The sequence below is a fragment of the Vicingus serpentipes genome (assembly GCF_007993035.1).
GTDB lineage: Bacteria > Bacteroidota > Bacteroidia > Flavobacteriales_E > Vicingaceae > Vicingus > Vicingus serpentipes.
The window spans coordinates 92,172-116,535 of record NZ_VOOS01000002.1 but is presented as its reverse complement, the minus strand read 5'-3'; the positions used below and the strand labels follow the sequence as shown (position 1 = coordinate 116,535).

At 29.4% G+C, this 24,364-nt stretch carries 22 protein-coding genes; 3 read left to right on the top strand and 19 right to left on the bottom strand.

The window, feature by feature from the left end; genetic code table 11:
* Nucleotides 1-8: 8 nt before the first annotated feature.
* Nucleotides 9-2,564, bottom strand: a complete 2,556-nt coding sequence (gene gyrA / locus FRY74_RS04470) for a DNA gyrase subunit A (protein WP_147099046.1) — start codon at nucleotides 2,562-2,564, stop codon at nucleotides 9-11.
* A gap of 219 nt (nucleotides 2,565-2,783) precedes the next feature.
* Between gyrA and FRY74_RS04465 the strand changes: the two genes are divergently transcribed.
* A complete protein-coding gene (locus FRY74_RS04465) occupies nucleotides 2,784-5,345 on the top strand; it encodes an ATP-dependent Clp protease ATP-binding subunit (protein ID WP_147099044.1) in 2,562 nt (853 codons plus the stop codon).
* Between the two features lie 78 nt (nucleotides 5,346-5,423).
* Here FRY74_RS04465 and FRY74_RS04460 read toward each other — a convergent pair whose 3' ends face one another.
* The 18 genes from FRY74_RS04460 to FRY74_RS04375 form a co-directional block, all read right to left on the bottom strand.
* On the bottom strand, nucleotides 5,424-6,236 hold the full coding sequence (locus FRY74_RS04460) for an enoyl-ACP reductase FabI (protein WP_147099042.1): 813 nt from the start codon (nucleotides 6,234-6,236) through the stop codon (nucleotides 5,424-5,426).
* 12 nt (nucleotides 6,237-6,248) lie between these two features.
* Entirely contained in the window at nucleotides 6,249-6,431 is a 183-nt protein-coding gene (locus FRY74_RS04455) for a hypothetical protein (RefSeq protein WP_147099040.1), read from the bottom strand.
* A gap of 16 nt (nucleotides 6,432-6,447) precedes the next feature.
* Entirely contained in the window at nucleotides 6,448-8,103 is a 1,656-nt protein-coding gene (gene recN / locus FRY74_RS04450) for a DNA repair protein RecN (RefSeq protein WP_147099038.1), read from the bottom strand.
* Nucleotides 8,103-9,011 carry a type IX secretion system protein PorD gene (gene porD, locus FRY74_RS04445; protein WP_147099036.1) on the bottom strand — a complete coding sequence of 303 codons (909 nt, stop codon included), beginning with the start codon at nucleotides 9,009-9,011 and terminating at the stop codon, nucleotides 8,103-8,105. The genes recN and porD overlap by 1 nt, the downstream gene beginning before the upstream one ends.
* A gap of 14 nt (nucleotides 9,012-9,025) precedes the next feature.
* Nucleotides 9,026-10,225 carry a bifunctional phosphopantothenoylcysteine decarboxylase/phosphopantothenate--cysteine ligase CoaBC gene (coaBC, locus tag FRY74_RS04440; RefSeq protein ID WP_147099034.1) on the bottom strand — a complete coding sequence of 400 codons (1,200 nt, stop codon included), beginning with the start codon at nucleotides 10,223-10,225 and terminating at the stop codon, nucleotides 9,026-9,028.
* A gap of 8 nt (nucleotides 10,226-10,233) precedes the next feature.
* Complete coding sequence (locus FRY74_RS04435; RefSeq protein ID WP_147099032.1) at nucleotides 10,234-10,566, bottom strand: DNA-directed RNA polymerase subunit omega; 333 nt, start codon at nucleotides 10,564-10,566, stop codon at nucleotides 10,234-10,236.
* A gap of 2 nt (nucleotides 10,567-10,568) precedes the next feature.
* A complete protein-coding gene (locus FRY74_RS04430) occupies nucleotides 10,569-11,381 on the bottom strand; it encodes an outer membrane protein assembly factor BamD (RefSeq protein ID WP_147099030.1) in 813 nt (270 codons plus the stop codon).
* A 52-nt stretch (nucleotides 11,382-11,433) separates the two neighbouring features.
* The gene (locus FRY74_RS04425) at nucleotides 11,434-13,053 is read right to left on the bottom strand and encodes a hypothetical protein (RefSeq protein WP_147099028.1); all 1,620 of its coding nucleotides are present in this window, start codon (nucleotides 13,051-13,053) and stop codon (nucleotides 11,434-11,436) included.
* 4 nt (nucleotides 13,054-13,057) lie between these two features.
* A complete protein-coding gene (locus FRY74_RS04420) occupies nucleotides 13,058-13,954 on the bottom strand; it encodes an NAD-dependent epimerase/dehydratase family protein (RefSeq protein ID WP_147099026.1) in 897 nt (298 codons plus the stop codon).
* Nucleotides 13,955-14,005: 51 nt separating this feature from the next.
* Entirely contained in the window at nucleotides 14,006-16,264 is a 2,259-nt protein-coding gene (locus FRY74_RS04415; RefSeq protein WP_147099024.1) for a tetratricopeptide repeat protein, read from the bottom strand.
* A gap of 77 nt (nucleotides 16,265-16,341) precedes the next feature.
* Nucleotides 16,342-17,271: a glycosyltransferase family 2 protein gene (locus FRY74_RS04410; protein ID WP_147099022.1), complete on the bottom strand. Its 930-nt coding sequence runs from the start codon at nucleotides 17,269-17,271 to the stop codon at nucleotides 16,342-16,344.
* Nucleotides 17,268-17,966 carry a class I SAM-dependent methyltransferase gene (locus FRY74_RS04405; protein WP_147099020.1) on the bottom strand — a complete coding sequence of 233 codons (699 nt, stop codon included), beginning with the start codon at nucleotides 17,964-17,966 and terminating at the stop codon, nucleotides 17,268-17,270. The genes FRY74_RS04410 and FRY74_RS04405 overlap by 4 nt, the downstream gene beginning before the upstream one ends.
* A 10-nt stretch (nucleotides 17,967-17,976) precedes the next feature.
* Entirely contained in the window at nucleotides 17,977-18,930 is a 954-nt protein-coding gene (locus FRY74_RS04400) for a Gfo/Idh/MocA family protein (protein WP_147099019.1), read from the bottom strand.
* A 7-nt stretch (nucleotides 18,931-18,937) separates the two neighbouring features.
* Nucleotides 18,938-20,359, bottom strand: a complete 1,422-nt coding sequence (locus FRY74_RS04395) for an NDP-hexose 2,3-dehydratase family protein (RefSeq protein WP_147099018.1) — start codon at nucleotides 20,357-20,359, stop codon at nucleotides 18,938-18,940.
* A gap of 95 nt (nucleotides 20,360-20,454) precedes the next feature.
* Complete coding sequence (locus FRY74_RS04390; RefSeq protein ID WP_147099016.1) at nucleotides 20,455-20,727, bottom strand: HU family DNA-binding protein; 273 nt, start codon at nucleotides 20,725-20,727, stop codon at nucleotides 20,455-20,457.
* Nucleotides 20,728-20,839: 112 nt separating this feature from the next.
* A complete protein-coding gene (locus FRY74_RS04385) occupies nucleotides 20,840-21,769 on the bottom strand; it encodes a ribonuclease Z (protein WP_147099014.1) in 930 nt (309 codons plus the stop codon).
* Nucleotides 21,762-22,145: an STAS domain-containing protein gene (locus FRY74_RS04380; RefSeq protein ID WP_147099013.1), complete on the bottom strand. Its 384-nt coding sequence runs from the start codon at nucleotides 22,143-22,145 to the stop codon at nucleotides 21,762-21,764. The genes FRY74_RS04385 and FRY74_RS04380 overlap by 8 nt, the downstream gene beginning before the upstream one ends.
* Before the next feature lie 66 nt (nucleotides 22,146-22,211).
* On the bottom strand, nucleotides 22,212-23,162 hold the full coding sequence (locus tag FRY74_RS04375; protein ID WP_147099011.1) for a PhoH family protein: 951 nt from the start codon (nucleotides 23,160-23,162) through the stop codon (nucleotides 22,212-22,214).
* A gap of 133 nt (nucleotides 23,163-23,295) precedes the next feature.
* On the opposite strand from FRY74_RS04375, the gene FRY74_RS04370 reads away from it, so the two are divergent.
* Nucleotides 23,296-24,078, top strand: a complete 783-nt coding sequence (locus tag FRY74_RS04370) for an SAM hydrolase/SAM-dependent halogenase family protein (RefSeq protein ID WP_147099009.1) — start codon at nucleotides 23,296-23,298, stop codon at nucleotides 24,076-24,078.
* On the top strand, nucleotides 24,071-24,364 hold the full coding sequence (locus tag FRY74_RS04365) for a putative quinol monooxygenase (protein WP_147099007.1): 294 nt from the start codon (nucleotides 24,071-24,073) through the stop codon (nucleotides 24,362-24,364). The genes FRY74_RS04370 and FRY74_RS04365 overlap by 8 nt, the downstream gene beginning before the upstream one ends.

Here is a 24,364-nt window from a genome sequence, read left to right as displayed (position 1 = left end):
TATTGTTTTTATTCTTGATCATCAGTATCAAGTTCCTTGCCATTTTCGTTGTTATCTGTGTCTTCGTTAGTTGGGTTTTCTTTTATAGTCCCGTCTTCATTTAATTCAACAACCTCTTCATCTTCTGAATGCTCAACTTTTGCAACTGCAGCTATGCTATCATTATTTCTTAAACTAATTAAACGAACACCTTGAGTTGCTCTTCCCATTACTCTTAAGCTTTTTACAGCTAAACGTATTACAATTCCAGATTTATTAATAATCATTAAATCATCATCATCTGTTACGTTTTTAATAGAAATAAGATCTCCTGTTTTCTCCGTTACATTAATTGTTTTAACTCCTTTCCCACCTCTATTTGTAACTCTATAGTCTTCTATTTCAGAACGTTTACCATAACCATTTTCTGAAACTACAAGTACTTCATTACTTGAATCAGGAACAGTTATCATTCCAACAACTTCATCTTTATCGTTTGCTAAAGTTACTCCTCTTACACCTGAAGCATTTCTACCCATAGGTCTAACTTTCGATTCGTTAAAACGAATAGCTCTACCTGAACGAAGTGCCATCATGATTTCATCTTCTCCAGATGTTAATTTCGCTTCTAATAATTGATCTTCTTCACGAATTGTAATGGCATTAATACCATTAACACGTGGTCTAGAATAAGCTTCTAAAGTTGTTTTCTTAATAATACCTTTTTGAGTACACATAATAATGTAATTATTATTAATGTATTCTTCATCTTTCAGGTTTTTAACATTGATGTAAGCTAATACCTTATCATCAGGTTCGATGTTAATTAAGTTTTGTATTGCTCTTCCTTTCGATTGTTTACTTCCTTCTGGTATTTCAAATACACGCATCCAGAAACATTTTCCTTTAGCGGTAAATACCAATAGGTAGTTATGTGTAGTAGCAACAAATAAGTTTTCTAAGAAATCAGCATCTCTTGTAGCTGTCCCTTTAGAACCTACTCCTCCTCTATTTTGTAGTTTATATTCGTCTAATGATGTACGTTTCATATAGCCTAAGTGAGAAATTGTAACAACAACTTCTTCGTCTGGAATCATGTCTTCAATACTAAAGTCTCCACCAGCGTACTCAATCACACTTCTTCTTTCGTCACCGTACTTATTTTTTATCTCAAGTAATTCATCAGCTATTATTTGCATTCTTCTACCTTCGTTTGCAAGAATATCTTTTAAATCTTCGATGAATTTCATGATTTCTTCATATTCACTTCTAAGCTTATCTTGTTCAAGACCTGTTAATTGTCTTAATCTCATTTCAACGATAGCTCTAGACTGAATATCAGATAAATTAAATCTTTCGATTAAGTTTTCTCTAGCTTCGTCTGGGCTTGAAGAAGCTCTAATAATTTTAATTACTTCATCAATATTATCAGAAGCAATAATTAAACCTTCTAAAATATGAGCTCTTTCTTCAGCTTTCTTTAATTCATATTTAGTTCTTCTTACAACTACTTCATGTCTAAATTCAACAAACTCACGAATTAAATCTTTAAGATTTAACATCTCTGGCCTGCCTTTAACTAAAGCAATATTGTTTATACTAAATGAAGTTTGTAAAGCAGTATATTTAAATAAGTTGTTTAAAACAACGTTAGCAATTGCATCACGTTTTAGTTCATAAACAATACGCATTCCATTTCTATCCGACTCATCTCTAATATCAGAAATTCCTTCAATTTTTTTATCATTAATTAAGTCAGCAGTTTTCTTAATCATTTCTGCTTTATTAACTTGATATGGAATTTCAGTAATAATAATCTGCATTCTTCCTGAATTAGTTTCTTCTAGTTCAGTTTTTGCACGCATTACAATTTTACCTCTTCCTGTTTCAAAAGCGTCTTTAACACCATTGTAACCATATATTATACCTCCAGTTGGAAAATCAGGAGCTTTAATGTATTTCATTAAACCTTCGATATCTATGTCTCTATTTTCAATGAATGCAATTGTTCCATCTATAACTTCGGTTAAGTTATGAGGGGCCATATTCGTTGCCATACCTACAGCAATACCAGAAGCTCCATTAACTAATAAAGCAGGTACCCTTGTTGGTAAAACGGTGGGCTCTTGTAAAGAATCATCAAAATTCAACCTAAAATCAACGGTATCTTTATCTATATCAGATAACATTTCTTCAGCAATTTTTCGCAACCTTGCTTCAGTATATCTCATCGCAGCAGGACTATCTCCATCAACAGAACCAAAGTTACCTTGTCCATCAACGAGCATATAACGTAATGACCATTCTTGAGCCATACGTACCATAGAATCATAAACAGCAGTATCTCCATGTGGGTGATATTTACCTAAAACCTCTCCTACAATTCTAGCAGATTTCTTGTGTGCACTATTTGAACGTACTCCTAAATCTAACATTCCATATAATATTCTACGATGAACTGGTTTTAAACCATCTCTTACGTCTGGAAGTGCTCTAGAAACAATAACTGACATTGAATAATCAATGTAAGCTGACTTCATCTCATCCTCAATGTTTATCTGAATAATTTTTTCTCCGTCTGCCATATTTTTTACTTAATTATTTTGTGCGTTTTGCTTTTTTTTTCAATCTCTCGAAAGTACACAAAATTGCTAGTTTTAGACCGCAAAAAAACACCTTACTTACTAACAAATTTTTGTTGAAAAAAGGGGTGTTTATTTAAGACTTTAATAATGACGTTATAATTATTTTTGAGATATACCATTAAGTCTTAACTTTAATAAGATTTAAATAAATTTCAGATTATGGATGCAAATTTTTCGACTAAGGTTAAGGATGTAATCACCTACAGTAAAGAAGAGGCTTTAAGACTTGGACATGACTATATAGGTGTAGAACATTTATTATTAGGAATTATAAGAGAAGGTGATGGCCTAGCTGTTAAAATATTAAACTCTTTGGGGGTTGATTTAAAGGTTTTAAGAAAACAAATTGAACAGTCAACCAAAATTGGTGATGGAACTGCTAGTCATTTAACTAATATACCTTTAGTAAAGCAAGCTGAGAAAGTGCTTAAAATCACTTATTTAGAAGCTAAGGTTTTTAAAAACAACATAATTGGTACTGAGCATTTATTACTTTCTATTTTAAAGGAAGAAAACAACATAGCAGCACAAACGCTATCAAAATTTAATGTATCTTATACCGATATTAAAGAAGAAATAATGATGATGAATCTAATAGAAGAAGATAATCAGCCAAGAGCTGAATTCCCGAATTCAGATAATGAAGAAGATGATGATGGAAAAGGTTTTATGGGTGGTTCCGGTGGAGCTGGCGCTCAAAAGGGTGGCGATGTAAAATCAAAAACTCCTGTTTTAGATAACTTTGGTAGAGATTTAACTAAATATGCTGAAGAAGGAAAATTAGATCCTATTGTAGGTCGTGAAAAAGAAATTGAAAGAGTTTCTCAAATTTTATCAAGACGTAAAAAGAACAACCCTATTCTTTTGGGAGAACCTGGAGTTGGTAAATCTGCTATTGCAGAAGGTTTAGCGTTAAGAATTACTCAAAAGAAAGTTTCTAGAGTTTTGTTTGGAAAACGAATTGTTACGCTTGATTTAGCTTCTTTAGTTGCTGGAACAAAATATAGAGGTCAGTTTGAAGAGCGTATGAAAGCTGTAATGAATGAATTAGAGAAATCTCCAGATATTATTTTGTTTATTGACGAAATCCACACTATTATAGGTGCTGGAGGTGCTTCAGGTTCTTTAGATGCTTCTAACATGTTTAAACCTGCACTAGCAAGGGGTGAAATACAATGTATTGGAGCAACTACTCTTGATGAGTACAGACAATACATAGAAAAAGATGGAGCTTTAGAAAGACGTTTTCAAAAAGTAATTGTTGAACCTACTTCTGTTGATGAAACCATTACTATATTAAACAACATTAAAGATAAGTATGAATCTCATCATAATGTTAACTATACTGACGAAGCAATTGAAGCTTGTGTGAAGTTAACTGATAGATACATGACTGATAGACACCTTCCTGATAAAGCAATTGATGCTTTGGATGAGGCTGGTTCTAGAGTGCATATTACAAACATAAAGGTTCCTAAAAACATTATTGAAATCGAGAAAAAAATCGAGGAAATAAAAGAGAAAAAGAACCATGTTGTTCGTAGCCAAAAATACGAAGAAGCAGCTCAATTAAGAGATACTGAACGTAACTTACTAAAAGATTTAGATGTTGCTAAAAATGCTTGGGAAGAAGAAACAAAAAACAACAGAGAAACCGTAACTGAAGACAATGTTGCTGAAGTTGTGGGAATGATGACTGGAATTCCTACAAGAAGAATTGCTCAAGCTGAAGGAGATCGTTTAGTTAAAATGTATGACGAAATACATGATAAGGTAATTGGACAAGATGAAGCAATTAAAAAAGTTGTAAAAGCAATTCAACGTAATAGAGCAGGATTAAAAGATCCTAACAAACCAATTGGCTCATTTATATTCTTAGGTCCAACAGGCGTTGGTAAAACTCAGCTTGCAAAAGTTTTAGCTCGCTACTTATTCGATTCTGATGATGCTTTAATTAGAATTGACATGAGTGAGTATATGGAAAAATTTGCTGTTTCAAGATTGGTTGGAGCGCCTCCGGGATACGTTGGTTATGAAGAAGGTGGCCAATTAACTGAAAAAGTTAGAAGAAAGCCCTACTCTATTATTTTATTAGATGAAGTAGAAAAAGCTCACCCAGATGTTTTTAACTTATTGCTACAAGCACTTGATGATGGTATTTTAACTGATAGCTTAGGAAGGAAAATAAACTTTAAGAATACGATCATTATTATGACATCTAATATTGGAGCTCGTCAACTAAAAGACTTTGGTCAAGGTGTAGGCTTTGCAACTTCTGCTAAAAAAGAAAGTGCACAAGAGCATAATTCATCAGTTATCCAAAACGCACTTAAAAAAGCCTTTGCTCCTGAATTCTTAAATAGGATTGATGATGTTGTAATGTTTAACTCATTAAAACTTGAAGATATTCACAAGATTATTGATATAGAATTAGATAATTTATATAAGAGAGTTGCTGACTTAGGTTACACCATTGATTTAACTGAAAAAGCGAAAGATTATATTGCAGATAAAGGATATGATGAAGCTTATGGTGCTAGACCATTAAAGAGGGCTATTCAAAAATATTTAGAAGATCCATTAGCTGAAGAAATTATTCAATCTACTATTCATGCAGGGGATACAATTAAAGTTGAATTAGATGATGTAACAAAAGAGTTAATATTCTCTGTAGTAAAAGGAAAAAAGAAAAAAGACAACTCTAAGGAAGAAGATAAATAATATTAAAAAAGCAACTTTAAAAGAAAAAGGCTACCATTTGGTAGCCTTTTTTTTATATCTTAAATAATTAAATTTGAATTATTCAAATCCTAATTTATGCATCATCTTATCTGTAACTCCAGTTCTAGAAAAACCTCCATCATGGAAAAGGTTTTGCATAGTTACATATTTAGTTAAATCGGAGAACATTGCAATACAATAGTTCGCACAGTCTAATGCCGGTGCATTTCCTAAAGGTGAATTTAAATCAGCATAATCATATAAAGAGTTGAAACCTTTAATTCCACCACCAGCTGTTGTTTTAGTTGGCGATTGAGAAATGGTATTTATTCTAACTTTTTTATCTACTCCATAATAATAGCCAAAAGTTCTAGCTATAGATTCTAATAATGATTTCGCATCAGACATGTCATTATAACCAGGTATAGATAATTGAGCCGCAATAAATGAAAGTGCTAAAATAGAACCCCATTCATTCATTATATCTTTTTGCTTAGCTACTTTCATTACTTTATGAAAAGAAATGGCAGAAATATCCATTGCTTTATGGTAGTATTCATAGTTAGCTTCAGTGTAATGTATTTTTTTTCTAACGTTAATCGACATTCCAATAGAATGCAATATAAAATCAATTTTACCAAACTTTTCTTCAGCCTTATTAAAAAGGTTTTCTAAATCTTCAATTGAAGTTACATCTGCTGGTACTATGTCAGAATTAGTTTTTTGAGCAAGTTCATTTAACTCTCCCATTCTTAATGCTATTGGAGCATTTGTTAAAATAAATTCAGCACCTTCTTCGTGTGCTCTTTCTGCAACTTGCCATGCTATTGAATTTTCATTTAATGCTCCGAAGATAATTCCTTTTTTACCTTTTAATAAATCGTTTGCCATTTTTATATTTTCTTAATTATACTTGCTTGTTCTTCTTCTTTTGGCAGAAGCTGGTGTTCTATGATACTTCTTTCCTCCTCCTGCACCTATTTGCCCAGCAGTACTTCCTCTTCTGTGAGGATTACATGATGGTAATGAAATTGAAACTAAAAATACCAGGACAAAAGAGAGTACTATATATTTTTTATTTTTCATAATAATTGCAAATATATTAATTTGAAATAAGATTTTTAGCATTTTCTCTAGCTGCTTTAGTTAATTCTTTACCACTTAACATTTTAGCTAATTCATTTATACGATCCTCCTTAGATAAAACTGATAATGTAGTTATTGTTTTATCATTAGTAATTTTCTTTGAAATTTTATAATGATGATTACCTTTTGCTGCAACTTGGGGTAAATGAGTAATTGCTATAACTTGCATCGAACTACTCATCTGTTTCATTATGCTCCCCATTTTATCAGCAACATCACCAGATACTCCTGTATCAATTTCATCAAATAAAATAGTAGAAATATCTGTTGTTTTACTTAAAATTGATTTAATGGTTAACATTAATCGGGAAAGCTCTCCACCTGATGCCGCTTTATGCAACTCTATTGGTGAAAAACCTTTGTTGGCTGAAAATAAGAATGTAATTTCATCTAAGCCATGTTCATTTAATTTATCACTCAATGTTTGCCTAACTTCAAATGAAGCTTCTGCCATTCCTAATTCCGATAAGTTGGTTAATATTTCTTTTGATAGTTTAGCAAAAGATTTTACTCGTTTAGCTGAAAGTTGTTTTGCTATATCTCTTAGTTCTTTTTCTTTTAATTCTAATTCTTTTAAATGATTTTCAATTTCTTCATCAAAAGAATTGATTTTAGCCAATTTATCTTTTAACGTTTCTTGAAGATGAATCAATTCATTTGAATTAGATAAATGATGTTTTTGTTCTAAGCTATAGATCGAATTTAGCCGAAGGTTTATATATTCTGCATTATCTGTATCAAAATCAGAATTGTCATTTAACAATTCTATTTCTCTAGCTATATCGGCAACTTCAATAAATGTAGAGTTTAATCTCTCCGAAATATTTTTATAATCTTCTGAGCAATGACTTAGTTTGCTAAATGATTGTTGTATAGATTTTATTGTGCTTACTATATTATTGTCAGAATTATTAAATGCTTCAACAGAAAACTGTAAAACTTCTTTAATTTCTTCTGAATTATTAATTATTTCTAACTGTGCCTCTAGTTCTTCTTGCTCGTTTTCTTTTAATGAAAGTGCTAATAATTCATTTAATTGAAAAGTTAAATAATCAACATCCGATTTTGCTGTTTTTTCTTGGTTAACTAAATTCTCATAAGCTCTTTTTAAAGCAATATATTTTTTGAATTCTTTTTTATAAAGGATTACTTTATTAGATAATTCAGCATAAGAATCAACAACATTAAGTTGAAAATCAACATCTTTCACTTGAAGCGTTTGGTGTTGAGAATGAATATCAATCAATAATTCAGAAAACTCTTTAAGTACAGTTAAATTTACTGGGGTGTCGTTTATAAAAGCTCTAGATTTACCCGTAGGAGATATTTCTCTTCGAACAGTCGTTTCATTATCAATATCTAAGTCGTTTAAACTGAAAAAAGAAGCATGTTTCTCCTCAATTATCTTAAAAACTCCTTCTATCACACATTTTTTTGATTTATCGTTTAAAACAGATGTATCAACTCTTTTCCCTAAAATTAACGACAAAGCACCCAGGAGGATAGACTTCCCTGCTCCTGTTTCTCCTGTAATTACAGTAAAACCATCATTAAAGTCCACTTTAAGTTCTTCAATAATAGCGTAGTTTGCTATATATAAATAACTTAACATTATTTTTTTAAGATTTTTTCGTAATCATTTCCATTTGCAGGGTTAATTCTTTTGAGCAATAGAACTACTTCTGCTTTTTCAGAAGGTTGAGCTTCTTTAAATAAATCAATCAACTCATCTTTTTTAGCATTAAAAAAAAGTTGTAATTGAAAAGAATTCATGTCGTAGTTAAATACGCTTTCCAAATTTTTTAATGAATTAAATACTACTTTTCTTCCTTCACTTGCATCTTTAGTCATTATATCAAAACCTAATCTATGGTAATTATAAAAGGTTTTTCTAAGTTCAGCATAGTTTGGCTTTAAATAATTTTCAGCCATCCAGTATCTATTTTTAGTATCTTCAAAAGCCTTCCATCCTGTATTTGGTGCACTTTGTGCATTTGTAACAATAGTTTGTGCTTTAATTAAGTTTTGAGTACCTCCGTTCAACTCAAATGAATCATAATCTAATGCTAAAATCATGTATGCATAAAATGAGAGCGTTGACGTTAAATTAGAAATAAAAGTAGTTTCTGAATAGTCTAATTGATCAAATTCATTAAAGGTAAATTCAAAATCTCTATCAATATGGTTTAGCAAAGTTGAGTTGTAAGAAGAGTTAAACACTGGTCTTCTTGATTGAACTTGAATTGTAGCTTTAAATGAACCAACTGATACCTGTTCTGTAATATTAATAAGTATAGTACACTCTATTCGTTCTTGATTACTATATACATGATTAGTCCATTTACGGTTATTCATAAACTCATAAATAGCCTTTTGCATTACATCAAAAATACTTTTATCAGAACCTGTAACCTGAGAAGAATTTACTTGAACATTACAGTTTAACTCTTGAGCATTTACTAGTGAATTGAAATAAAGAGAGAATACAAAAATTAATATTATTCTTAGTAAATGATTCATTAAAAATGTATTTATTACTGTTTAAGTAAAGATATGATTTTATTAAAAATATCAGACGCAACTAATGCTTTAGATTTTAACTCAAAATCTTCTACATTATTGTTTTTATCGATAATTGTAACTTTGTTTGTGTTATGTCCAAAGCCTGCACCTATGTCATTAAGTGAGTTTAAGATAATCATATCCAAGTTTTTAGAATTTAACTTTTTAATAGCATTCTCTTTCTCATCATTAGTTTCTAAGGCAAATCCAACTAATAATTGATTTTGCTTTTTAATTTCCCCAACAGATTTTAAAATATCTTTTGTTGGTGCAAGCTCTATAGTTAGTGAATCTGTTTTCTTTTTAATCTTTATATCGCTAACATTTTTCGGACTATAATCAGCAACAGCGGCTGACATTATAATAATATTAGCATCGTCAATATTATTATGAACTGCATGATACATTTGCTGTGCCGATTCAATTTTAATAGAATTAATTAAAGGATTTATATCAAGATTGTTTGGTCCAATTACTAAAGTAACTTCGGCTCCAAGTTCTAATGCCTCCTCAGCTAAAAATAATCCCATTTTTCCTGATGAATTATTTCCAATAAATCGAACAGGATCAATTTTTTCAAAAGTTGGTCCAGCTGTTATTAAAACTCTCTTACCAAACAATGATTTATCTTTTCTGAAATTTTTTTTAATATCTTCAACTATTTGTTCTGGTTCTTCCATTCTACCCTTTCCTACTAAACCACTAGCCAACTCTCCTTCTTTCGCATCAATTATAACATTACCATAACTCTTGAGGGTCATTAAATTTTTTGTAGTAGAAGGATGTATGTACATATCTAAATCCATTGCTGGAGCAATATACACTTTGCTTTTACATGATAAATAAGTAGCAAGTAATAGATTATCAGAAATACCATTAGCCATTTTAGCTATAGTATTTGCTGTAGCTGGAGCTATAACAAATAAATCAGCCCACAAGCCTAAATCAACATGATTAGTCCACTCTCCAGTGATTTCATTAAAAAAACTTGAATTAACTGGGTTTTCAGAAAGAGTTGCTAATGTTAAAGGAGTTACAAATTCTTTAGCAGCAGGTGTTAAAATTACTTTAACATTTGCTCCATTTTTTTTAAACAGCCTAACTAATGAGGCTGTTTTATAAGCAGCTATACCCCCAGTTATTCCTAGGAGTATATTTTTGCCAGCAAGCATATTGTCGCTTATTTTTCTTCTGTTTGTTGTTCTTGTTTTCTAAAATAAACTTTACCGTCGATAAATTCTTTTAACGCCATAGCGTTTGGCTTTGGAAGTTTTTCGTAGAATCTAGAAATTTCAATTTGCTCTCTATTTTCAAAAATTTCTTCTAAATTATCAGTAGTAGATGCAAATTCAGCTAATTTACTAGTCAACTCTTCTTTTAAGTCAACAGAAATTTGATTTGCTCTTTTAGCAACAACTACACATGACTCGTAAACGTTACCTGTAACGTTTTCAATCTCATCCATATTTCTTGTAATAGTAGAATTTTCTGCGTTTGTAGTTTTGAAATTCATAATTATAAATTTTCTTGTTTAAATTTATTTAACTCCTCAGTCGTTTTTGTATAATAATTTTCAGCTTCTTTTAAATACTTACTTTCTTTAAAAGAATCTACAAAGGTATAATAAGCTTCGATAGTATTGTTAAATCTTTCCAGTTTTTTTTCTTTAATACTGTTAATTGCTAAATAATAATTGGATTTTAGTATTAAAAGAGAGATTTCTTCTCGATGTTTTGTATCAGGAAAATCATTTAAAGTATTATTTAAAGCAATTATTGCCGCTTTGTAATCATATATTTTATAATACTGTTTAGAATTATCGAAAGACTTCTCTTCCAATTTAACTCTTAATTTATCCATCAAAGTATTAGTCGAATCTATTAATTCATGTTGGGGGTATGTATTTGCAAAAAATTGGAGTTCATTAATTGCGTTAAATGTATTTGTTGGGTCTAATGAAGGTATTGGAGAAAGTAAATAATGACAATAAGCATTCATAAACAATGTCTCTTCGGCATGTTTACTTGAAGGGTAAGTAGTTGAAAATTTCTTAAAATGATACGATGCTTCGTATAAAAAATCAAGATAATAATTTGAGTAACAATAGTAATAGTAAACCTTTTCAGCTCTGTCTGTACCTCTAAACAAAGGTACTAACTCTTCGAATAGAGGTAATGCACGCTCATACTTTTCATTTTCAAACAAAGAAACAGCTGTTTCATATTTTAAATCAAAGTCCTTCCCTTTTAAAATTTTCTGATACTTACTACACCCTGTAATGAATAGTAACACAATTAAAACTAAAAAAAGTTGCCATTTTTTAAACATTCGGCAAATATAGTATTTTATCAACTTTGAAAACGTTAAAATATGCTAATAATTAATCTTTAACTTTTAAAAAGAATACAATTGTAAACCTTCTATCACTAGATTGATAATACTGAATTTTTTGAAATTTAGGATCATTTTCATAAAATTCATATGGCTGGCTTCCTGGTCTTAATTTTGGACGATTTCCATAATGTGAATCCCAAACAACTAAATCTCCAACTTTTAAAGTGTCTGTAGCCTCCTTAACAAGAGAAACTGGTCTATTTTTAAATTCGGCCTCATTCTTACCTGCATAAAAATAAAATAAAGTATGAGAAACTGCTAACCTTGAATTTTCAGTAATTAAAACTTGTTGTCCAGGCTGAGGATTTTTTGATATTTTAACTTGGTCATTAAACCATTTGGCTGCTTTTTTTACAGTTTTTTCTTCGGGTTCAATTTTTCTAGTATCTATTATAGAAAAGCCAACTGCTATTGCTAAAAGAGAAATAATTAATACCAATCGTTTAATTGGAATAGGTATTAAGATAAGACCAAAAGTTAATAATGCAAAGATTAGCGATGACCAATTTCTAATTTCTTCATTTAGTTTAATAAAATTATGATCATATGTTTGATAAACTGCAATTAGTATAATTAATGGAATTAGAAACAAACCAATTTTCCATCTAGGTTTTAATAAAGCTAAATTATCAAAAGAAAGAACTCCAATAATTGCAAGAAAAGGTGATATTGTTAAAAGATACCTTAAATTACCTCCATTGCCAATACTAAACTCCATAAACTGAGCATTAAAAGCACAATTTAAAAGAAAGACAACTAAAACGGGAATTAACAATATCCATACTGGTTTAATTTTTTGTAAAATTAAACTACCCAAATAATTAAAAAATAAAACAACATTTAATGAACCAAAAATAACACTTGACATCAAGAAATAATGATCAAAACCTTGCCTAGGATATGCATCTTTTAATTGCTCCGAATAAGTCTTAATTTCATTAACAACATGAAGAAAATCTCCAGTTTGTACAAATCCTATTATAAAATTAATTACTGTAAAAGTTCCTGTTAAAACTGCTGGTAACCATTGCTTTTTAGCTACCAAGTATATAAAATATAATCCTGATAATACATGTAACTCTTGTCGGGTAAATGCGACATATGAAAGAATAAGAGCTGCAAATACATATTTTTTATTAAAATGTTGAAAAGTAGCTAATACTAATAAAAAAGCAACTAATATTTCTGCATAGCTCCTAAAAGAAAGCATAAACCATAAAGGCTGAATCCCTAGTAGGAAAAAGATTATTAAAGAATATTTACTTTTAAGCTGTTGTAAAATTTTATAGGAGAAAAAAACAGTGAAGCCAGCTAAAAAACTATTAAAAAGTTGAAGTACAGAATAACCTCCTAAAGCTGGTAAAACAAAAAATAATTTATATCCTGTTTTTGAATTTGCCCCTAGGATTGACATTGGATTTCCCCAAAAGTTTTGCATTCCATTAAAGTTTGCAATTTCATCATGCATATAAAACCCATCAGAAAAACGAGAAAATCCAAAGTAGACAAGTGATAATACAAATGTTAATATTAACAAAGTCGTATTTGACAAGTAATTATCTATTTGAATATTGATATTTGTTTTTTGATTTTCTTTTGTTGCCATCAATTTAATTTTTTTCTAACCAAGTTTTCAAATCATTTTTGTACTGATATGCTGTTAAACTCAGTAATTTTTGATCATCAAATATGGTATCGCCTGATTCTATTTTTAAAGCCATTTTAGGCCAATCAATTAATTCAATTTCAATATTGTATTTTTTTGCAAAAAAAGCTGCAACTTCATAGAGACTAAAATTATCCTTGCTACCTATGTTAAATGTTGAATTTTTATCTGATTGTATTTTTAATGTTTCAATTATTGATAAACAAATGTCTTCCACATGAGTAAATGTTCGTTTTACCTCACCTTTACCAAAAAGTGTAATATTTTGATTGTTTTTTGCTTTATTTAGAAAGAATCCTATTGTTCCGTAAGAATAGTCATCACTAAAAACATTGCCATACGGAACACAAACACGAAAAATGGAGTAATCTATGTCAAAATTAGTAGCATACATTTTTAAATAACTTTCACAAGACAACTTATTCTGTGCGTATATTGTTAAAGCTTCTTTCTCATCTTCTTCTTTTAAAAATTTATTTTTCACTCCTTTATAAACCAAACGAGTTGAAGGGTAAATAATTCTAGCTTTAGAATTTGTTTGGCGATGATGATTAAGGATATTTAATAAGCCTTTCTCGTTAACATCAATAAATTTATTTGGATTATCAAAAGCGACATTAGTTCCTGTTAATCCTGCAAAAACAAATATGTAATCAACATTAAAATCTATTTGTTCAACTTCTTCTTCATATGAAATGTCAGCTTTAAAGTAATTAACTATTGAATCGATAGATTTATCTCTAACTCCAGAAGCTAAAACATTATGTCCATCTTTTTGTAAATAATGAACTAAATGCCGACCTAAATAACCGTTTGCACCAAAAACAATTGATTTTTGCATAAGGTAAAAGTAATATCTTATCTAAAAAAAACCAATTTAATAATTTAATAATTAAATCTTAATACCTAACACACACACATCATCTACTTGCTCCATATCTCCTTTCCACTCATTAAAAAATTTATTTAATAAGTTTTTTTGATCGTCCATTTTTTGCGTACAGTTTAGCATTAATAATTTTTTGAATGTTTTATACTTTAACTTTTTTCCTTTTTCACCACCAAACTGATCAGCGTATCCATCTGTAAATAAATAAATCATATCATTTTTATGGATAGATATTGTGTGAGTTTTGAATGGAGATAATTCATTTGTATAACTCCCTATTGGTTGTTTATCTCCTTTAATTTCATATAAAACGGTATTGTATCCTTCTTCTATTTTGCAACTAATAGGCAAGCTAGAAATAGTATTATTATTTGTACTCAATATATACAAGGGGTTATTTGCCCCTGAGAATTGAACTGTTTGATTTTTATAATTAATTGCACAAATTGCAATATCCATTCCATCTCTAACATTAAACTCATTGTTTTGAGCAAAAGTATCAATTACAAATTCACGTGTTTTATCTAATATTAATCCAGGTTCTGTTAAATTATATTCTCTTACAGATCTATTTAAGGCATGATGGCAAACAACACTTACCATTGCACCCGGAACTCCATGGCCAGTACAATCTGCAACCGCTATAAGTACAGTGTCATTTTCTAATGGGTGCATCCAATAAAAATCTCCAGCAACAATATCTTTTGGCTTATACAAAACAAAACCATCTATTAAATGTTTATTCAATAAGCTATTTGCAGGTAAAATAGCTTCTTGAATCCTTTTAGCATAAGTAATAGAATCTGTAATTTCTTTATTTTTCTCTTCAATTAATTTATTTTTTTCTTCTAACTGATAGTTACTTTTCTTTTTTAAGCGGTATCCCCTATAAATAACTAATGCAACAATTCCCATAAGTAATAATCCTATAAAACCTACCAAAACATAGGTTTGTTGTTGTTTTATTTCTTGATTATACTTTAAATCTTTAATTTTTTCAGCTTCTGCTGTGGCTAGACTATCTTTTATAAATTTCTTTTGATATTCATATTGATATTGTTTCTGTATAGTAACTTCTTTAACAGACTCACTACTTATACTATCTTGCATTTGATAAAACAATTCTTGCATTAAATATGCTTCTTCAAAATCTTTTTTAATTACAGCTATATTTTTTAGAATATTGGCAGCACTTTTTATAGATTCAGGATAGCCTATTTCTTTTGCAATTCTGAAACTTTTTTCAGCATATTTTTTTGCCCCAGTAAAGTCTTTTAATGCTTCTAATGTTAAACTTATATTACACATAGAATAAGCCCTGCCTTCATTATCATCTAACTCATTAAATATTTCATAAGCTTGTTTATGTTTTGTTAAAATTTGATTTAAAGTCTTTACATCATTTTCACCATTGAGTTCACTTAATTCTATAGAAGCTTTTTTACTTAGAGATGTAGCAATACCTTTTGAATAACCAATCTCTGTATAAATTTTAATACTTTGATTAAAGTAATCAATTGCTAAGGTATTTTTATTTTGCTCTTTGTAAATTGATCCTATATTGCTATATAATCTTGCAACTCCTTTTTTAGAGCCATGTTCTTTCTCTATCATTAAAGCATCACGATAGTAGTTTATAGCCTTTTCATATTCTTTTTGATAATAATATATGCTTCCTATATTATTTAATGATAAAGCAACCTCCTCTTGTTCATTTAATTCTCTATTAATCTTTAACGAACGATGGTAATACTCTAAAGCTTTTAAAACATCTCCCTGCTGTTTAAATATATATCCAAGATTATTTAATGCTGTTGGAATTACAGCTAAATCATCTATTTCAACACTTAGTTGTATAGCTTTTTCAAAATTGCTTATCGCTTTAGTTATATTATCGTTATTGTAATAATAAAATCCATAATTATTATAGCCTGATGCTAAATGTTTTTTATAAATGTTTTTTGATTCTTTATTTATTAATTGCTTTGATTTAGTAATTAATAAATTATTGTATTGAACCCATATTTCATTATCACATTCAGAAATTAAAACATTTAAACAATTTAGTTTTGAAGTGTCTTCTTTCGATTCATGATATTCTTGTAATAAAGTATCAATTAAAACTTTATCTTTTTCTGTAAGTGTTTTTAAATCTAGAGAATCTATTAAATAAAAACTTTTATCAGCAAATGTTTGTGCACCAATATTTTGTAATAAAAATACAATGAACGTTAGAAATACTAAAAAGTGTTTTTTACACATAAAAAATAAAATCTTGTTTAAGATAATCTTAATAAACAAAATGTGCAATTATCTTCCTGAAAAAATAGCTTGAAATTTTAATTTTTTGTTTTATGAACTATGTATGTTGGTCGTTGCTTTACGCTCTCAAATGTTTTACCAACATATAAACCAACCATACCTAAAACCGAAATAATTGTACCCGATAAAAAAGTAAGCAACAATAAAATACTTGACCAACCTTCTACTATTATATCGCTATAAATGTAAAGAACAACCATAACTATTGCAGCTATAATGGATAGAAATGAGAGTAACACACCAAACTTAACAGCTAGTCTAAGAGGTTTGTCTGAAAATGTTAAAATTGTATCCATAGCCAACCTCAATCTTTTTCCAAAAGAATATGAAGATTTTCCATCCTCACGCTCCGCATGTTCAATATCTACTTTAGTGTAATTAAAACCAACTAGTTGTTGTAACATTGGATAATATCTGTTGTGATCTTTAACTTGAGCCATAGCATCAACAGCAATACGGTGATAACATGCAAAATTTGCGACAGTTCTATCTTGCTTAGTTTCGGTTAAATAACCCAAAGTGCTATAAAAAATTCGGGAGAGCATTCTTTTAAACGCATCATCCTGCCTATTTTTTCTACTGGCAACAACTATTTCATATCCGTCTAATGCTTTGGTATAAAGTTTTATAATTTCTTCTGGTTGATCTTGCAAATCACAATCCATCGTAATTATAAAATCTCCTTTACTAGCATCCAAACCGGCTTGTATAGCATGCTGTTGTCCGCAATTATGACTAAGTTTAATTCCTTTTACTTTTGAGTTTTTTGAGCAATTCTCTAAAATTTTATTCCAAGAATTATCAGGACCACAGTCTTCAACTAATATTATTTCATAACTGTCAGTTATTTTGGATATTGCATTAACAATGCGTTCAACCAATTTATCTACAATATTTTCAGCTCTGTATACCGGGCTAACAACTGATATTTTAACTTGTTCACTCATTTAATTGACCTAATATAATACTGTGCTCCTATTGGACACCAAGTTAAAATTTTTTCTAATCCTAATAATGGTTTAAAAAACTTATGTCTTGGTAAGAACAAAGTGAAGTTAAGATTTTTTAAATTTAAGCCACTTTTAATGGTTATCATCTTATGGTAGCTAGGCTTTAAAAGAACTGCATCTTCATCAAAAGGACACTCGTTAACAACCTTTCTTGTTAAAGGATTATTAGGATTATGTTCAAAATTATAAAATCTACCTCCTGGTTTTAAAACTCTTCTTATTTCATTTAAAATGTTTTCATGCAATTTATGTTCAATATGATGAAAAACCATTGATGTAAATATTAAATCGAACTGGTTATCGTCAAATGGTATTGTAGAACCATTAAAGGATTGAAATATGGCATTTTCAATTTTTTTCTGATTAGCTTCTTTTATACTTTGCTCAGAAACATCTATTCCTACTATCTGTGAATTATTAAAATATTTTCTAAAATACTTCGAACTATTCCCGTCACCACATCCAAAATCTAAAATTCTTATTGAATCATTAGCTTGTTCATATTTTAAAACTTCTAATATTTTATACTCACTGAAATAATCACTGTCAGCACCACTTATTTCTACAGATTTATCATGTGTAGCTCTGTAATCTTTTGCAAATTCATCAAAATTATCAAACTCTCTCTTCATAGTATTTATCTTAACTTAAGGCTTTTAGCTCACTTAGTAATCTACTCTGATTAAGTATTTCTTCATATTTATTTTCTTTGTCATTTTCGTTTACACAACGTTTAAATTCGTTCAGTAAACTTACAAAATGATTTTCAGCATCTACCTCATAATTAAATACTTCTCCTTGCTGTTCTAAAGTTATTGTTGGCTTATAATTTTCACCAGGAGTAAAAGCTCTTTGAGCTATTATCTTACCTTTACTTCCCCATATTTCATAATTACACTGATAAAAATTATCAAATCCAAAAGCAACTTCAGCAAAAAAACCAGATTTAGAACTTAAATATGCTCCACCATAAATATCAACTTCTTTACCTTCAAAATTTAAGTTAGCTGCTTTTACACATAAATCATTTCCTAAAAACAACTGACTAGCCCTAACAGTATAGGCAGCAGCATCTAGAAGAGAACCACCTCCTAAAGCATTATTATATCTAAAATTATCTTCTTCTAAAGGAGGAAATCCAAATGAACTTCTAAAACAACGAATTTCACCTATTTTATTTTTATTTATTAAGTTTTTTACAAATTGATGTTGACCATGATATAAAAACATAAAATTTTCCATAATCAACAAATCTTTTTCCTTAGCTTTTTCAACCATTTTTATGGAAGATTCATAATTCATAGCTAAAGACTTTTCAATTAAAATGTGTTTACCTGCATCTAAAGCTTTTAAAACCCATTCTTCATGAAGACCTGTTGGTAAAGGCATATATATTACATCTATGTCTTTTCTATCTAATAATTCTTGATAACCAATGATGTACTCACAGTTAAAAAGACTTGCGTATTCATTAGCTTTTTCTTTTGTTCTACTCGCTACAGCAATTAATTCATAATCAGGAATTGATAAAATTGCAGGAATAACACTCCTTTTTGCAATATTCGCACAACCTAATACTCCTAATCTTAATTTCATTTTGATTTTAATTTATAAACCTTACTACAGAAAGCAAACTTCTTGATTGAATATTTAAGTAATTATTAAACTTTATAAATGTTTTAATTTGATTCAAAGTCATCCAATTATACTTTTCGGGTAAATCAACACTAAAATCATCACCAACTTCAATAATCATATTCTTATTTTGTTCTTCAAAAAAACGACCACCTTCTTCAGACTGAAATGATGAATAAAGAACTTTGGCTTTGTTTTTTTCTGGTTCTAACACATAATCAATAAATTCAACTTCATACTCATTTAATCCTTTTCTGTAATTACCTGTTAAGCATTGAACAGATGGAGCTAACTCAATAATATCAAAATTACCCGATTCCATTTTTGCCTGAACTAAAAAATGATACACACCATTAATTTTTTTAATGATAAAGGCAATAATTCCTTCCTGAGCTGATTTAACTAAAGGTTGAGTCCATGATGCAACTTCTCTATTTCCAATTTCGGCTCGTACACCAATTACAGAAAAATATTTTTGTTGAAGGTGATGAATACTGAATTCATCTTTTGTCCATTCATTTAAATCCTTCAATGGAATTTTATCAACTTCTAATTCAGCAAAAGCCTTAAGACGGGTTATCCAAGAAATAATATCTTCAACTGTATTCATTGCATTTTTGGTATCCAATTCAGAAATCAAAAAGTCATATTCAACTGTTGATGAATTAGTTAATGCAAATTGTTTTAATGTAGATAAATCTCCATATGAAATACCTGAAATAACTGTTCTTGTATCCATATTAATAACATTATCTAACTTCAATAATTCTTTAATTTGTCCTAAAGTTAGCCAACAAAAATCTTCATTAACCTGAATATCACTAGTCACTTCTATAATAATATTTCTGTTTCTTTTTCTTAAAAAACGAGCACCTTGTTCAGATTGTAGTTGATCAAGAAGAATATTAACATCTTCTCTTTTTTCGATAAAATATTCCAAATACAATGGTGGATTCCCCTTATGTACTTGTGTGTAATTACTTTTTGTCGCTTGTAATGTTGGTGAAATTTGAACAGTATTAATGTTACCAGGTTCAATTTTGGCTTGCATTAAAAAATATAGAACACCATCTATTTTTTTAGTGATAATACCCAAAAATCCAATTTCAGGTTGATTTATTATAGGCTGTGTCCATTCCTTTACATTTCCCCAATTTGTTTTTATCTGAATTCCTTCAATAGAAAAAAATTTACCAGAGCTATGAACAAGATTTCCTGTTTCTCTTTCAAACTCCCAATTTTCTAACTCTGCAAAAGGAATTTCTTGAATATTATGGTGTGTTGAAGCCTTTTTCTCTTCCAACCACTTCATAAAATCATCTAGACTCATGTATGGATTGGATAGCGTTATAGCTGATTTTAAAAAGTTATATCCAACATCTTTATTCATAAATGCTAAAATAATAATAATAACCGTTTAGAATGGCATGTAAACAAAAAAAGCTCCCCATTTGGAGAGCTTTTATTTCTTTAAATAGGATAAGACTATTTAACTGTATCAGCTAATGCTTTACCTGCTTTAAATTTAGCAACTTTTTTAGCAGCAATTTTAATTTCTTTACCAGTTTGAGGATTTCTTCCTGTTCTAGCAGCTCTTGAAGAGATAGAGAAAGTTCCAAAACCAATTAATTGTACACTATCACCTTTTTTTAATGATCCTGATACTGCTCCGATAAAAGCATTTAATGCATTTCCTGCGTCAGCTTTAGTTAAACCTGCTTCTTTAGCAATTGCGTCTACTAATTCACCTTTGTTCATAATTTTTAAATTATTAAGTTAATAAATATTGTTATCAATCCAAATATAGGAGTTTTAGTAAATGATTTAAAATGAATGAAAGATAGTTATTAACAAGCTATTAACATTGCTATCATTGAGTTTCCTTAATTTCAAAAACGGAATTTTCCAAAGCTAGTTCAGTATTTTTAAAAACAAATCTAGCTTCATTTAATAAGTTGTCTAATTTTAAATATCGATTAGAGAAGTGACCGATAATCAACGACTTAGCCTTAGCTTTTAAAGCAACTTGTGCGGCTTGTTCAGCCGTACTGTGATAGGTTTCTTTAGCTCTTTTTTCTTCACTCTGCATAAAGGTTGCTTCATGATATAGTAGGTCTACATTTGTAATTTGAGGTATAATTGACTCGCAATATTTAGTATCTGAGCAAAAAGCATAGCTGCGAGATTTTGCAGGTTTTAATGTTAGCACTTCATTTTTTATCACTTTTTTAGTGTCAAACACAATATAATCTTCTCCATTTTTCAACTTATTGATGGCGTGTTTGGGGACACAATGCAGTTTTATTGCATCAGGATTAATAACTCTTGGTTTTGACTTTTCTTTAAAAAGAAAACCTGTACAAGGAATTCTATGTTTTAAAATTATAGTTGAAACCTCAATTTGATTATTCTCAAATATAATTTCAGATTGAACTGCTTGTGTTGGATGAAATATTAAAGGATACCTTAAAGCACTATAAGAGTATTTTAAATGAAGATCTATTATTTCTTTTAATTGAGGCGGTCCGTAAAGATGTAAATCTATTGTTCTACCTAACAAGTGCATGGTTTGCAATAAACCAATCAAGCCTAGATAATGATCTCCATGCAAATGACTTATAAAAATGTGATGTAATCTTTGAAATTTAACCTTATGCTCACGCAATTTTGATTGCGTTCCTTCTCCGCAATCGATTAAATAATACTGTTCATTAATATTTAAAAGTTGTGATGTTGGGTTTCTGTTTAGTGTTGGAGAAGCTGAAGCACTTCCTAATATTAAGACACTAAATTTAGTCATCTAAATCACCCAAATCTAAATCACGCTCGATCTCTTCCATAAACAAAAGATCTATTGCTTCTGGTAAAGTTGGTGTAATAGTTAAAACACTATCTAATTGAGAAATTACAATAAGCTTTTGTACAGATGCTTGTAGACAGCTCAATATAAAAGATCCAGAAGCTTCTTTACATAAACGATTACCTATTAAAAGTGCACTTAATCCGGATGAATCACAATACTTAACTGAAGTTAAATCAATTAAAATGTTTTTTTCTCCGCCTTTATTAATAAGTACTAGTTCTGCTTTTAAATCAGGAGAAACCACAGCGTCTAATTTATCGGTACTAAACACAATTAAAGTATAGTTATCGTATTTTTTAGTGCTAAAACTCATTCTGATATTGTTTTTTATAAATTTTAAGTAAAGGTAAAATATTTTAATTCTTATGAAAAATAATATCTACTTATCCTCATCTTTTTTGTAAGCAATTATAATTTTCTTAACTAAATCGTGTCTTATCACATCTTTCTCGTCAAAGCGAACAATTCCTATTCCCTTAACTCCATCTAAAACATCTACAGCGTGAGACAAACCACTTTGTTGATTTTTTGGCAAATCTATTTGAGATGCATCTCCATTTATTATGAATTTAGCAGACTTACCCATTCTAGTTAAAAACATTTTAAATTGACTTCTAGTTGCATTTTGAGCTTCATCTAAAATAACATAAGCCCTATCCAATGTTCGTCCTCTCATAAAAGCTAATGGAGCAATCTGAATTGTTCCATCTTCCATGATTTCACGAAGTTTTTCAACAGGTATCATATCCCTTAAAGCATCATATAATGGTTGTAAATAAGGATCTAATTTTTCTTTAAGATCACCTGGCAAAAAACCTAAATGTTCTCCAGCTTCTACTGCAGGTCGAGTTAAGATTATTCGTCTAATCTCTTTATTCTTTAAAGCTTTTACTGCTATTGCTACAGCAGTATAAGATTTACCTGTACCAGCGGGTCCTATTGCAAAAACCATATCATTTTGTTCACACTCTTTAACTAGTTTACGTTGATTGGCAGTTTTAGCTTTTACTATTAATCCAGCATTTCCATAGACTAAAACATCATCATTATGCTTTAAAGTTTGACTCTCTACCCCATCTTCTTCATCCATTAATCTTTCTATATTATTAGAAGTTAACTCCTTATACTTCAATAAATGTTGTATTAATAAGCTTATTTTGTGAGCAAACAAATCAATCTCATTATCACCACCTATTACCTTTAGTATATCTCCTCTAGCGATTACTTTTAAGTTAGGAAAATAGGTTTTTATTAAGTTTAATTTAGACTCATTAACACCATATAATTCTAATGGATTAATCTTTGATATTTCTATTAACTTTTCGCTCAAATGTTAATTTTTTAATTTATAACTTTGGTTTTATATATTTTGATACGTTAAATATCAAAATTAAGATGCAAAATCCACGAAAAGTGGCTTACTATTTATTAACTAAACATCTTTAATTTGTTTAAAAGTTAAAATGGCAATTATAACACTAACATCTGATTTAGGTTTAAAGGATTACTATGTAGCCTCTTTAAAGGGAGCTATTTTATCTCAAACACCTAATGTTAAGATTGTTGACATAACACATGAAGTGCCTTCATTTAACTTTTCTAAGGCTGCATTTATTATAAAAAATTGTTACAAAGATTTCCCTCAAGGAACTGTACATATAATTGGTGTTAGTGCAGAGTCGAGTATTGATATTCCACATATAGTTGTTTTTGAAAGAGGTCATTATTTTATTGGAGCTGATAACGGAATGTTTTCTTTAATTTTTGACAGCCCTCCCGAAAAAATTATTGAACTAAATATTAACCAAGATACTGACCGAATAACTTTCCCAGCGAAAGATGTTTTTGTTAAGGCTGCTTGTCATATTATAAGAGGTGGGACTTTAGAAGTAATTGGAAAACCTAAAGCTGAACTTGAAGTTCGAACTCTTTTTAGTGCGGTTTCTGAAAATAATACAATTAGAGGAATGGCTTCATATATTGACCATTATGGAAATATAATAACAAACATTACCGAAACCTTATTTAAATCTTTTGGTAGAGGTCGTAAGTTTGGAATCTTTTTCAGGAATACAAATTACGAAATCAATCAAATAACATCTTCTTACAACTCTGTAATTGAAGGTGAAAGAGTGGCAATGTTCAGCTCTACTGGATTTATAGAGATTGCAGTAAATAAAGGTAACGCAAGCAAACTATTTGGTATAAAAGAAAATGACATTATACGTATAGAATTTTATGATTAGAATAGTAAAAATGGTTTTTAAACCTGAAATGGTTGATGAGTTTTTAGCAAACTTTAAAGAAGATAAAGCCAAAATCAGAAATTTCGATGGTGTTGAACATTTGGAACTTTTACAAGATAAAAACCATCCAAATATTTATTTTACTTACAGTAAATGGAAATCTCCAAATCACTTAGAAAAATATAGAAATTCAGATTTATTTAAAGGAATATGGGCTGTTACAAAACCTATGTTTTCTGAAAAAGCACAAGCATGGAGTGTTGACTCAATTGAAAAATTACTTTAA